The organism is Bradyrhizobium sp. MV1.5 (genome assembly GCF_055807615.1).
Window position 1 is genome coordinate 36610 of sequence record NZ_JBVVPL010000001.1, and the last position, 11646, is coordinate 48255.

Below are 11646 nucleotides of genomic sequence, written 5' to 3' on the forward strand. Positions count from 1 at the left end.
GGCTGATCGATGAAAGGCTTCTGGCACGACGCAGCCGAATTCTTCCCGATCCTGATGAGCGGCGTCGTGCTGACGATCGTCGTCACCATCGGCTCGCTGCTGCTGTCGACGGTGCTTGGCCTCGTCTGGGCGATGATGCGGGTCTCCGGCATCCGCGTCCTGTCGCTGCTCAGCGCCAGCCTGATCAACGTGATCCGCGGCATTCCGATCATCGTGCTGTTGTTCTACCTCTACTTCGTGATGCCCGATCTCGGCGTCACGCTGTCCGCGTTGCAGGCCGCGATCCTCGGGCTCGGCATCGCCTACTCGGCCTATCAGGCGGAAAATTTCCGCGCCGGCATCGAGGCCATCGACAAAGGGCAGATCGAGGCGGCGCAATCGATCGGCATGGGCTGGTGGCTGACCATGCGCCGGGTCGTGCTGCCGCAGGCGGTGCGCATCGTGCTGCCGCCCTACGGCAACGTCATGATCATGATGCTGAAAGACTCCTCGCAGGCCTCGACTATCACGGTGGCCGAGCTCGCGCTGCAAGGCAAGCTGATCGCATCCTCGACCTTCAAGAACACCAACGTGTTCACGATGGTCGCGCTGATGTATCTCACCATGAGCATTCCGCTGATCCTGCTGGTCCGTCACTTCGAGAAGCGGGCCGGCAAGAAATGATCGAGCTGACCGACGTCCACAAGAGCTTTGGCGAGAACGAGGTGCTCAAGGGCATCACGGCGTCCGTCCAGAAAGGCGAGGTGGTCTGCATCGTCGGCCCCTCCGGCTCCGGCAAATCCACCATCTTGCGCTGTATCAATGGTCTCGAAAGCTACGACAGCGGCGAGATCAGCGTCGAGGGATTGAAGGTCGATCGCGACGCGCCGTCGATCGTGAAGATCCGCACCCAGGTCTCGATGGTGTTCCAGCGCTTCAATCTGTTTCCGCACCGGACGGTGCTGGAGAACGTGGTCGAAGGTCCGCTCTATGTGAAGAAGGAGCCGCGCGCTGCCGCATTCGAGCGTGGCCGCGCGCTGCTCGCCCAGGTGGGCCTTGCCGAGAAAGCCAACGAGCATCCGCCGCAGCTCTCCGGCGGCCAGCAGCAGCGCGTCGCGATCGCGCGCGCGCTGGCGATGCAGCCCAAGGCCATCCTGTTCGACGAACCGACCTCGGCGCTCGATCCTGAATTGGTCGGCGACGTTCTCGGCGTGATGCGCAAGCTTGCCGACGACGGCATGACCATGGTCGTCGTCACCCACGAGATGGGTTTTGCCCGCGACGTCGCCGACCGCGTGCTGTTCATCGACGGCGGCGTCATCGTCGAGCAGGGACCGGCGAAATCGGTGCTCAACCAACCGCAGCATGCGCGGACGCAGGATTTTCTGCGCCGCGTGCTGCATCCGCTCTGACCGGTTCTTGCCATGACCACGCGCCTGCCTCTGCCGCCGTCTCTCTATGCCGACACCGCCGTCGCGCCGGTGGCCACGCCGCCGCTCGACATCGACAAGACGGTCTCGGTCGCCATCATCGGCGGTGGCTACACTGGTCTGTCCACCGCGTTGCATCTGGCGGAGCAGGGCGTTGAGGCGCTGGTGCTGGAGGCGCAGGAGCCGGGCTGGGGCGCATCCGGCAATAATGGCGGCCATACCAATCCCGGCCTGAAGCACGATCCCGATCAGATCGAGGCGGATTTCGGCACTGAGCTCGGCCGCCGCATGATCGCGTTCTCCTACGGCACGACGAACTTCACCCACGATCTGATCCGCCGCTATCAGATCCCGTGCGAGGCGCGGCAGAACGGCACGCTGCGCGCCGCCTATAACCAGGCCAGCGCCGCCGCGATCGAGACAACCGCGCGGCAGTGCATCGCCCGCGGCATGCCGGTGTCGTACCTCAATCGCGAGCAGCTGCGCGAGATGACCGGCACGGATCGCTACATCGGCGCCATGCTGGATACCCGCGGCGGCGACCTGCATCCGCTCAGCTACGCTCGCGGCCTTGCGCGCGCTGCGATCTCCGCAGGCGCGAAAATCCATGGCGAAACACCGGCACTATCACTCCGTCGCGAGGGCAGCCGCTGGCGCATCGAGACGCCGCGCGCGGTGGTGCATGCCGACAAGGTGCTGCTCGCGACCAACGGTTTTACGGACGATCTCTGGCCGGCGCTTCGCCGCACCATTGTGCCAGTGTTCTCCTCGATCGCCGCCACCGCGCCGTTGTCCGACGATGTTGCCCGTTCGATCATGCCGACGCGTCCCGTCCTTTACGAGAGCGGCCACATCACTGTCTATTACCGCATCGATCAGCAGAACCGCCTCTTGATGGGTGGTCGCGGTCCGATGCGCTGGATCAATTCGCCGCGCGACGTCGCCTATCTCATGCGATACGCCGAGCGGCTATGGCCGCAGCTCAAGGGCGTTGCCTGGACCCATGGCTGGAACAGCCGGCTCGCCATCACCAAAGATCATTACCCGCATGTGCACGAGCCCGCGGACAACATCCTGATCTCGCTCGGCTGCAACGGCCGCGGCGTCGCGCTCTCGACCGCGATGGGCGCGCAGCTCGCGCGACGTCTGATCGGCGGTGCCAAGGCCGAGATCGACATGCCCGTCACCGGCATCAAGCCGATCCCGATGCATGCCTTCTGGCCGGTCGGCGTGACGACGGCAGTGATCGCTGGTCGCGTGCGGGACCGGCTGGGGATCTAAGCTCAGCCTTCCGCCACCGCGTCCGCCCAAGGCTGGAAGATCTCGACGGCGCCGGAATTGGTGTCGCCGTCGCGCATCACGACGCTCGGGCAGGCGAACTTCTGCGGCAAGGACTGCACTCGCGCTTCTTCATAGTCGAATCGCGCCGCAAGCGTCTCGCGTGTGTCCGCCGGCAACCTGGTATCGCCGATCACGATCGCGCCTTCGCTGGCGTCGATGCGCGGTTGATGGATCGCGGCATCGAGATCCATGCCAAAGTCCATCGCAAACGACACGATCTGCATCACCGACGGAAGGATGCGGCGACCGCCGGAGGCGCCGACCGCGAGCCGCCTGCCGTCCTTGGCCTCGGCGATGACAGGCGTGTAGTTGGTGAGACAGCGCTTGCCAGGGGCGAGCGAGTTGGTGGTGCCCGGCGTCGGGTCGAACCACATGATGCCGTTGTTCATGGCGATGCCGGTGTGCGGCGTGACGTATTTCGAGCCGAAGGATGACAGCAGCGTCTGCGTCACCGCCGCGATGTTGCCGTCTCGGTCGACCACGGAGAAGTGCGTGGTGCAGGCGGGCGCCAGATAGTCCGCGCCGAGCGAACGCTTGCCGTCGGCATCACCCATATCCTTGAGCCGCTCGCGATAAGCCGATTGCAGGGCGAGCGCATATTCGGCGTAAGCGGCCGCATCGGGCGCGCGTCCCGGCTTCAGGTTCTGCTGCAACAGGCGCAGCGCATGCGCCATTGTCGGCCCGGCCGTGAGCTCCGGCGTCGCAAACACCTTGCCGCCGCGATAGGGGATCGCGAGGGGCTCGCGCAGATGGGCTTGGAACGCGGCGAGGTCCTCCACCGACAGCGCGCCGCCGTCGGCCCTGATGTCGGATGCGATACTCCTGGCGAGATCGCCCTGGTAGAAATCGCGCGGACCGGCGGCCGCGAGATGCGCCAGCGTCGCCTTCAGCGTGTCCAGCGGCAGTCGCGTCTCGGACTTGATGCCCCATGGCGCGCTTGGCGGGAGGCCGTCCTTCAGGAACGTTGCCGCGCTCGCGGGATAGCGCCGAAGATCGGCCGCGGACGCCGCGATCGTCAGCGTGGTCCACCAGTCGACCAGCAGGCCTTCGCCGGCGAGGGCGGCAGCCGGCGCGACCAGATCTTTCCACGGCAGCCTGGCGTGGCGGCGATGCGCCTCTTCCATGCCGGCGACGACCCCGGGCACGGCGATCGAACCGGGGCCGTGGATGTTGCGGTCGTCCTTGACCCGCTGCCAGGGGAACAGATCGGAAGCCGCGCCTTCGCCGCTGAGCGGATAATCGGCGGTGCGCAGACTTTGCGGCGCGCACATGCCGTAGTCGATCACCTCGTAGCGATTTTCCGCGGCACGGTAGAGCACCATCGCGCCGCCGCCGCCCATGCCGCTGTTCCAGGGCTCCAGCACGTTGAGCGCGAAGGTGGTGGCGACGATCGCATCCACGCAGTCGCCGCCCGCCGCCAGCACTTGCGCCCCCACTTCGGCCGCCCGCCGCGATTGCGCGGCGACGATGCCGCCTTTGGACGTGACGGCGGGCTTGCGGACGGTTTGGGCGTGGCTGAACTGGTGCGGCATGATGATGTCTGTGTGCTGTCTTCGGTTTGGCTTCGTTGCGCTGAGCTCCGCAATTGGCGGGAGCGCGCGAAGAATGGCACATCGCCCCCACCGAGAACATCGAAAGGGCGACGCGGCATGGCTGGTGTGAAACAGGCGGGGGTGGCGCCAACGCGTGAATGCCCGGGCATAGGCGAGCGGAAGCGACGCCGTCCTTCGGACGGCTATCCCCGGGCATCACGAGTTGAGAGACCGATCAGTGGGAAGCGGAAGCCGCAGGGCTCAGCGCGCGCGATCCAGTCGGCTGGCCTGATACTTGGCGTGCCATTTCGGGCCAGGCCCGCGCATGTAGTGGAGTTCGGGCCGGTAGGGATTGCCCGCGATCCGGATCAGCGTCAGCCATTTGCTGGCGACGAAGTTCAGGGGCTGGCGGAGCAGGGTCAGTGACGCGAGCAACATGGCATCACCTCAGTGCGGCTTGCCGAGCATGGCAGTGAAGGGGAGGTCGAAGATCTCCTCGCCGTCGGAGCCGCTGACATGGATCACCCAGTCGCGCCAATCCTCAGCGCCGGGCGTCAGGATCATCGCGTTCATGATCTGGGCGGCACGGTCGCGCGCCTCGGTCAGGTTGGTCACGGCTGTGCCGCTGCGATCGATCAGCGTGCCGTCCAAGTTGGAGCAATGAAAATAGACCTGGACCATATGCGTCTCCTATTGGGAGCGATTGGGACGGCAAACCGATACCATTCCAAGCCTTCGCGAAACATTCGGGTCGAGCCCGGTAAGGGAATCTACGGAGATTGGTCGGCGCCAAGCCCCCTGCTGGTTTGATCACAAGGGGGTGTTGATCAACTGGACGGCATTCCCACGGCATGGAACAACCCTGGACGGAAAGTCCGGGAGGCGCCGTGAACCACCTCACATTTTGGCGTGAAAGCCGAAGCCTGCATGCATGCGCGGGCGCCTTGGTGGTCCTCCTGACCCTCGCCTCGGTAGGCTCATCAGAACCGGTCCGCAAGAGCGGCTATGCGATCGGCACGGAGACCTGCGGCAGCGCCGATCTCGCCTTTCCCAGAATCCAGATCGACATGAAGGCGGGATTTTGCGCTGGCCTCGTCGCCAGCGAGGAGGATCCGCTGAAATTCCCGCGCTCGATCATCCAGGTGCCCGGTCGTGACCTGTTCGTGGTCGCCGACATGGCGGGCTGGGGCCATACCGATGGCCGGCTGCTGTTGCTCGACCCGCGGGCACCCCAGGGACAGCGGTTCAAGGAGCTGCTGACTGCAATCGAATATCCGTTCGGTCTCGTGATCGGCCCGGACAAGAAGCTCTATGCCTCGAGCGCGCAGACGATCTTTCGGTTCGATCCGCTCGCCGACAATCCGCGCGACACGGTCGAGACCATCGTCCGTCACATGCCGGGCCGCCGGATCACATTGCCCGACGGCGCCAGGGTCGACGAGAGCGCGCACCCGCTCAAGCAGTTTGTGTTCGACAGGAACGGCCGGCTGTTCGTCAATGTCGGCTCGCACAGCGACGACTGCATCACGCCGGCGCCGATCACGAGACCTTGCGCGGCGGCCGAGGGCGCTTCCGCGATGGCGTCGATCTGGCTGTTCACGCCGCCCCCGGGCGGTATCTTCCCGGCGTTGAAGCCTGGCGAACCCGACCCGCCGCACGGCGTCTATGCGCGGGGCCTGCGCAACTCTATGGCGCTGGCGCTGCACCCGAACTTTCCCGATGCGGGCTATGCCTTCCTGCAAGGCGAGAACGGTCGCGACCTGCCTGACATTTTCAAGCCGAACGAGGAGATCAACGCGATCGAGCAGGGCAGGCATTACGGCTGGCCCTATTGCTACGATCTGTCGACGCCGAGCCCCGAATTCAGGATCGTATTGCAGTCGGGGATCTACAAATCGCTGTGCACCGCCAACGCTCTCTACAAGGCGCCGTTCTCGCTGCTGCCGCCGCACGGCGCGCCGCTCGCGATGCTCTATTATCACGGTGCGAAATTTCCGGAGCTCGAGGGCAAGCTGCTGGTCGGCCTGCACGGCTATCGCCCGACCGGCAGCCGCGTCATCGTCTATGACGTCGACGACCACGGTTTCCCGAAGCCCGCCCCGGCGCCGGTGCGCTACCATGTCAGCTGCGCGGCCGATCCGACCCACAGCTTTCAGACCGAGGCCGGCGACGTCGCCGCCGCGCCGTTCGAGGAGCTGATCGCAGGCTGGCACCGCGTCAACGGCGTGCGGCCGCAGGGCGCCCCGGTCGGCATGACGGTCGCGGAGGACGGCGCAATCTGGCTGGTCGAGGACAAGAACCAGACCGTGATCCGGATCGACCGCACCGCGGGCGACGCGCCGCCGCCGTTGCCCTGCGACGTGCGCAGCCAGTTGCTGATCGATCAACTGGCGGTCTTCGTGGCCAGGGACGCGCAGAACAGCGTCCGGCTCACCAATTTGCGCAAGGGCCTCGTCGAAAAGCACTGCGTCGGCTGTCACTCGGATTTCGGCTTGAAGCCGGGCCAATCGGACGCACAGAAGGACGAGACGGTGCTTCGCTTCATGCTGTCGCAGGATGGCTGGATCTATCCTGGTGATCCCGATTCCGGCAAGTTGCGCACGCGGCTTCGTGGGTTAGGCGCAGAGAAGCTGATGCCGCCGGGTGGCGAAGGCCTGCCGAAGGCCGAGCCTGGTTACACGCGCCTGCTCGACACGGCGGATCTGCTGGTGTCAAAAATGGTTCCAGGAATCCGGATGCGGATCAAACCGGGCCCGCCGCAGCGCAAGTTCTTTGGCAAAACCAACAAGGAATGCGGCGAAATACCGGCTGCCAAGGTCGTCGTCGTGACACAAAGGAACGCTGTAGACAAACCCGGCTTCAGCCGCTTCTTCCGGCCGGCCGATCCCTATCTGAATGGCGAGTGCAGCGACGGCGATGGCTATTACATCCGGCAGGAATTTCTGGCGCCTGTGCAGTAGCGTTGTTCTCGTCCTTGCGACGGCACCGGCCCGAGCGGAAACAAAACTGTTCGAAAGCGTGCAGGTGACGCCATCAGGCGAATACACCTTCGGCATCGAAGGGCCTGCCGCCGATCTCGATGGCAATCTCTTCGTCGTCAATTTCGGCAAGCCCGGCACCATCGGCAAGCTGCCTGTCGGCGGCGCGGCGTCCGAGCCGTTCACGGCGCTGCCCGAGGGCAGCATCGGCAATGCCATCCGCTTCGCGCGCGACGGCACCATGTTCATCGCCGACTACAAGAAGCACAACATCTTCGCGATCCCGAAGGGATCGATCGAGCCCGCCCTCTGGTTTCACTCCGACGAGATGAACCAGCCCAACGACATCACCATCGCCCGCGACGGCACGATCTACGCGAGCGATCCGAACTGGAAAGGTCGCGAAGGTCACATCTGGCGCATCGCGAAGGGAGCCGACGGAACGGTGCAGGGACAGCTCATGTCGGCGCCGCGCGCGATGGGCACGACCAACGGCATCGATCTCAGCCCCGATGACAAGACGCTCTATGTCGGGGAATCCAGCAGCGGCCAGATCTGGTCCTACACGGTCGGCGGCAACGAGCTCACCAGTCCAAAACTCGTCAAGGCGTTTCAGCCCGACACCGTCGACGGCCTGCGCACCGACGTGGCCGGCCGCCTCTATGTCGCGCGCATCCTCAAGGGCACGATCACGTTGATGAAGGCCAATGGCGCGGTCGAGCGGGAGATCGCGCTCAGGGCCAAGGAGCCGACCAACCTCGCCTTCGGGGGCCACGACGGCAAGACGATCTTCGTCACCCAGCGTCAGGGCGGCTTCGTCGAGTCCTTCCGCACCGACCAGCAGGGCCGCGAGCACTGCCTCCAGCGCGGGCGCTGCTGAGCTTCACGAGCGATCTGCTTCCGGCGCAGGGCGGCGCGACAGGGACGGCATTCTTCTTGCTTGCATCTCGCCGCCGCGGAGATTTAGACATCTGTGGCACCCTCAAAGCGTCCACGGAGTGTTCGAGTGAAAGCCGTCCATACCGAGCTGCATCGCAGACATGATCCGCAATTCTTCCTGGTTCGCGGTGTGGTCAAGCGCACCACCGAGCAGCCCGAGCGTGCCGATCGCCTGCTCAAAGGGCTCAGGGACGGCAAGCATCACCTGGTCGAGCCAACCACATTTGGGCAGGGACCGCGTGCGCGCATCCATAGTCCGGAATATCTGTCGTTCCTGAGCGAGGCCTGGGACGCGTGGACCGCGCTCGGCGATTCCGGACCGGAGATGATCGGCAACATCCATCCGGTGCGCCACGCTGCGACCTATCCGACCCACATCGTCGGCAAGCTCGGCTGGCACACCGCCGACACCGCGGCGCCGATCGGCCCGGGCACCTGGGCCGCGGCTTGCGCTGCGACCGACGTCGCGGTCACCGCGGCGCAGATGGTGATGGACGGCGAGGACGCGACCTATGCGCTCTGCCGGCCGCCCGGCCATCACGCCTATCGCGATATGGCCGGCGGCTTCTGCTTCCTCAACAACAGCGCGATCGCGGCGGCGCATCTGCGGCAGAGGCACGAGCGTGTGGTGATCCTCGACGTCGACGTTCATCACGGCAATGGCACGCAAGGAATCTTTTACCAGCGGCCGGACGTCTACACGGTCTCGATCCATGCCGATCCCGTCGCATATTATCCTTACGTGTGGGGCTACGCGCATGAGCGCGGCGAAGGTCCCGGCCTCGGCACAAATCTCAACATTCCCCTGGCGATCGGCACCGGCGATAACGGCTATATCCAGGCGATGGACGTCGCACGCAAGGCGATCGAGTCCTTTGCGCCCGGCGCCCTCGTCATCGCGCTCGGCCTCGACGCCTCCGAGCACGATCCGCTCAAGGGCCTCGCCGTCACCACGCCCGGCTTCCGCCGCATCGGCCAGGCCATCGCGAAGATGGGCCTGCCGACCGTGTTCGTGCAGGAGGGCGGCTATCTCTCGGATATCCTCGGCGCGAACCTGACGTCGGTGCTGGCCGGATTCGAAGACGCGCGGTGAGGTGCGCGGAGTAGCCCGTCATTCTCCGTCATTGCGAGCGTAGCGAAGCAATCCAGAATCTTTCCCCGGAGGGACTCTGGATTGCTTCGCTACGCTCGCAATGACGATGTGGATGGTTAGGTCGACTTCATCAACATCTCAAAACATCCCGCTCGCCGCGAGCGCCTTGCAGACGTGCTGCATCTCGGTCTCGTCCGCGACCATGTCGAGCATGATCGTGGTCAGCCCCTTCGCGGCAAATTCCTTCAGCTTCGCGCCGATCTCCGCGTAGCTGCCGACAAGATAGGGGCAGTCGGCCTGGAAGGTCAGGAACGGCAGCAGCCAATAGCCATTGTCCGCGAGCTCGCCGCTCTGGCCCTCGTAGAGGCGCCGTTTCCACACGGAATCGCTGTTCTGCACGGTGAGCACGAGCAGCTCGCGATCGTCGGCATTGTCGCGGAAACGCGCCTTTGCCGCTTGCCGTGCCTCTTCTCGTCCCTCGCGGGCGAAAATTCCAAAATTCACGCCCGGCGCATCGAGGCCACGGTCGAGATCGGGCGGCAGCATCTGCATCTTGATGCAGCCGGTCTCCTTTGCGACGCGCCGTGCCGGCTCGGACTGGCCCGCGACCAGAAATTCCGGCATCAGCTCCGGCGGCAGGCGCGGCCGCAGTTGCAGGTTGCTTGCGCGGTAGAACCGCCCCTCGACAGTGGCCGGCCGCGGGCTTGCCAGCAACTGGCGCATCAGCGCAACGAATTCGCCGAGCCGGACATAGCGGTCGGCATGCGACTGCTCGTCGCCCAGCCCCTGCAGATCGCTGACCGCCGTCCCCGTGATCATGTTGAGATAGACCTTGCGGCCGTGGAGCTGCGCAAAGGACGAGACGAATTTCGCCGCCGTGAAGGGGTGCATGTAGACCGGATTGACCGCGATCAGCGGCGAGGATCGGGTCGTCTCGCTGATGATGTGCTGGGCCATCGCCCAGGGCTCGACGAACACGTCGTTGCCTTCGAACAGCAGGATGCCTTCGAAGCCGTTGCGGTCCGCGAACTGCGCCACCCGCATCAGCTCGCCGGCATATTTCTTGGGGTCGCGGTTGCGCGAAATCGCGGGAAAGACGCGCAGCCGCGGCAGTGTCATTCAGCCGCCTCCTGCAGCGGCCACGCATTGCGGGTGATGGGAAGGCCCCCGCTGGCGCGGGAGCCGTCGGCAATCGCGAGACGATGCGAGGGCGACGGCGAGATCAGCTGGAATCGCCACCCTTGCGGATCGTCGGCGATATCAGGCTTGAAGCTGATCTCGATCGCCTCGCGCGATACCTGCATCGCGAAGGCGTCGAGCGGCAAATTGAGGCCGAATCCCCTGGCCTTCAGATAGGCTTCTTTCAGCGTCCAGTAGTCGAAGAAGCGATCAGTCGCGGCGGGCTCCGGCAGCCCGCGCAGCGTTTCGACCTCTTCCGGCGCGAAGAACCGAAGCGCGGTCGACAGCGGCGCCACCCGACGCGACACGGTCTCGACGTCGACGCCGACGGCCTCATGCCCTGACACGACGCAGGCGACGCAGCCGTCGGCGTGCGACAGGCTGAAATGCAGCGTGCTCGAAGTCTTGGGCGATGCGACAAACGGCCGCCCGTAACGCCCGGCCGCAAACGACCAGTCGGTGGGTGCGACCTCAGGTGCGACGTGCGAGAGCGCAAGGCGCAACATCGCATGCGCGAAAATATACTGCCGCTGGTGCCGCTCGAACATGAAGCGGTCGGCTCGTACCCGTTCGTCGACCGAGAGCAGGCGCCGGCACGTATCGACCGCATCCGGCGCGTCAAAAGTCTCGATCAGTCCGACAAACAGTTCAATTCTGTCGTCTGCCATCAATTGGGCCCATGGCGTCAGGCCGGGGCCAAATCCCCTGCCATGACGGAAGAATCAACTGAGCAAGAAGCAACTGAGCGGACCGCTTGTAGCGGTCCACTCGGGCGAATCCTTGTCGATTGCTGGCCGGTTTACGGGCGCAAGCTTGTGCGAGACCCCAACTCGACACGCGAGCGGCCAAATCTGAACACTGAAGCCCGAAAACTGAAGCCTGAAGATTCGTGCGGCGTCCCGGCCGACGAGTCTTACGACTTCTTCTTCTTCTTCTTGGAGCCGCCCAGCATCGAAATACTGGCATCGACGTCCTTCAGCGCGGACTGCAACTTCTTCTTCTCGGCGCCGAGCAACTTCTGCAGGGCCTTGCGGTCCTTGTCGCTCAACGAGGTGCCCTTGGTAAATTTGATGAAACCCATAACGAACTCCCCGGTTGAAAATAATCGTCCAAATCAAAACGCGAGAATAATCTTGCGCGATGGCGCCAAATAATCAAGATGCAACTTGGTCATT

General features: G+C 64.7%; 12 protein-coding genes. 6 read left to right on the top strand and 6 right to left on the bottom strand.

Annotation, left to right across the window (positions count from 1 at the left end):
• The first annotated feature begins 9 nt into the window (after positions 1–9).
• From AC0L2J_RS00200 to AC0L2J_RS00210, 3 genes are read left to right on the top strand one after another with little or no spacing between them, the layout of a single operon-like run.
• Positions 10–663 carry an amino acid ABC transporter permease gene (locus AC0L2J_RS00200; RefSeq protein ID WP_007600584.1) on the top strand — a complete coding sequence of 218 codons (654 nt, stop codon included), beginning with the start codon at positions 10–12 and terminating at the stop codon, positions 661–663.
• Positions 660–1391, top strand: coding sequence for an amino acid ABC transporter ATP-binding protein (locus AC0L2J_RS00205; protein WP_007606347.1), 732 nt, complete (start codon positions 660–662; stop codon positions 1389–1391). The genes AC0L2J_RS00200 and AC0L2J_RS00205 overlap by 4 nt, the downstream gene beginning before the upstream one ends.
• A 12-nt stretch (positions 1392–1403) precedes the next feature.
• Positions 1404–2690, top strand: a complete 1287-nt coding sequence (locus tag AC0L2J_RS00210; protein ID WP_473386371.1) for an NAD(P)/FAD-dependent oxidoreductase — start codon at positions 1404–1406, stop codon at positions 2688–2690.
• 2 nt (positions 2691–2692) lie between these two features.
• Here AC0L2J_RS00210 and AC0L2J_RS00215 read toward each other — a convergent pair whose 3' ends face one another.
• The 3 genes from AC0L2J_RS00215 to AC0L2J_RS00225 form a co-directional block, all read right to left on the bottom strand.
• Positions 2693–4282: a gamma-glutamyltransferase family protein gene (locus AC0L2J_RS00215; protein WP_007606350.1), complete on the bottom strand. Its 1590-nt coding sequence runs from the start codon at positions 4280–4282 to the stop codon at positions 2693–2695.
• A 261-nt stretch (positions 4283–4543) separates the two neighbouring features.
• Complete coding sequence (locus tag AC0L2J_RS00220) at positions 4544–4720, bottom strand: hypothetical protein (RefSeq protein WP_007606352.1); 177 nt, start codon at positions 4718–4720, stop codon at positions 4544–4546.
• Positions 4721–4729: 9 nt separating this feature from the next.
• Positions 4730–4963 (bottom strand): DUF6894 family protein, encoded by a 234-nt coding sequence (locus tag AC0L2J_RS00225; protein WP_007606355.1) that lies wholly within the window; start codon positions 4961–4963, stop codon positions 4730–4732.
• Positions 4964–5169: 206 nt separating this feature from the next.
• Here AC0L2J_RS00225 and AC0L2J_RS00230 point away from each other — a divergent pair, with 206 nt between their 5' ends.
• From AC0L2J_RS00230 to AC0L2J_RS00240, 3 genes are all read left to right on the top strand, one after another.
• Positions 5170–7242, top strand: coding sequence for a PQQ-dependent sugar dehydrogenase (locus AC0L2J_RS00230; protein ID WP_473386373.1), 2073 nt, complete (start codon positions 5170–5172; stop codon positions 7240–7242).
• Complete coding sequence (locus tag AC0L2J_RS00235; protein ID WP_063993769.1) at positions 7199–8140, top strand: SMP-30/gluconolactonase/LRE family protein; 942 nt, start codon at positions 7199–7201, stop codon at positions 8138–8140. Before AC0L2J_RS00230 ends, AC0L2J_RS00235 begins: the two co-directional genes overlap by 44 nt.
• Before the next feature lie 126 nt (positions 8141–8266).
• Positions 8267–9292, top strand: a complete 1026-nt coding sequence (locus AC0L2J_RS00240) for a histone deacetylase family protein (RefSeq protein WP_473386375.1) — start codon at positions 8267–8269, stop codon at positions 9290–9292.
• A 138-nt stretch (positions 9293–9430) separates the two neighbouring features.
• Here AC0L2J_RS00240 and AC0L2J_RS00245 read toward each other — a convergent pair whose 3' ends face one another.
• The 3 genes from AC0L2J_RS00245 to AC0L2J_RS00255 all read right to left on the bottom strand — a co-directional run bounded on the left by AC0L2J_RS00245 (position 9431) and on the right by AC0L2J_RS00255 (position 11552).
• A complete protein-coding gene (locus tag AC0L2J_RS00245) occupies positions 9431–10411 on the bottom strand; it encodes an LLM class flavin-dependent oxidoreductase (protein WP_473386378.1) in 981 nt (326 codons plus the stop codon).
• On the bottom strand, positions 10408–11139 hold the full coding sequence (locus AC0L2J_RS00250; RefSeq protein ID WP_063993767.1) for a 4'-phosphopantetheinyl transferase family protein: 732 nt from the start codon (positions 11137–11139) through the stop codon (positions 10408–10410). Before AC0L2J_RS00250 ends, AC0L2J_RS00245 begins: the two co-directional genes overlap by 4 nt.
• A 245-nt stretch (positions 11140–11384) precedes the next feature.
• Positions 11385–11552: a hypothetical protein gene (locus AC0L2J_RS00255; RefSeq protein WP_007606370.1), complete on the bottom strand. Its 168-nt coding sequence runs from the start codon at positions 11550–11552 to the stop codon at positions 11385–11387.
• Positions 11553–11646: the final 94 nt, after the last annotated feature.

Bases quoted from the DNA above. Each gene is read 5' to 3' on its own strand.
- AC0L2J_RS00200 (WP_007600584.1), top strand. From the start codon at position 10: ATGAAAGGCTTCTGGCACGACGCAGCCGAATTCTTCCCGATCCTGATG.
- AC0L2J_RS00205 (WP_007606347.1), top strand. From the start codon at position 660: ATGATCGAGCTGACCGACGTCCACAAGAGCTTTGGCGAGAACGAGGTG.
- AC0L2J_RS00210 (WP_473386371.1), top strand. From the start codon at position 1,404: ATGACCACGCGCCTGCCTCTGCCGCCGTCTCTCTATGCCGACACCGCC.
- AC0L2J_RS00215 (WP_007606350.1), bottom strand. From the start codon at position 4,282: ATGCCGCACCAGTTCAGCCACGCCCAAACCGTCCGCAAGCCCGCCGTC.
- AC0L2J_RS00220 (WP_007606352.1), bottom strand. From the start codon at position 4,720: ATGTTGCTCGCGTCACTGACCCTGCTCCGCCAGCCCCTGAACTTCGTC.
- AC0L2J_RS00225 (WP_007606355.1), bottom strand. From the start codon at position 4,963: ATGGTCCAGGTCTATTTTCATTGCTCCAACTTGGACGGCACGCTGATC.
- AC0L2J_RS00235 (WP_063993769.1), top strand. From the start codon at position 7,199: ATGGCTATTACATCCGGCAGGAATTTCTGGCGCCTGTGCAGTAGCGTT.
- AC0L2J_RS00245 (WP_473386378.1), bottom strand. From the start codon at position 10,411: ATGACACTGCCGCGGCTGCGCGTCTTTCCCGCGATTTCGCGCAACCGC.
- AC0L2J_RS00250 (WP_063993767.1), bottom strand. From the start codon at position 11,139: ATGGCAGACGACAGAATTGAACTGTTTGTCGGACTGATCGAGACTTTT.
- AC0L2J_RS00255 (WP_007606370.1), bottom strand. From the start codon at position 11,552: ATGGGTTTCATCAAATTTACCAAGGGCACCTCGTTGAGCGACAAGGAC.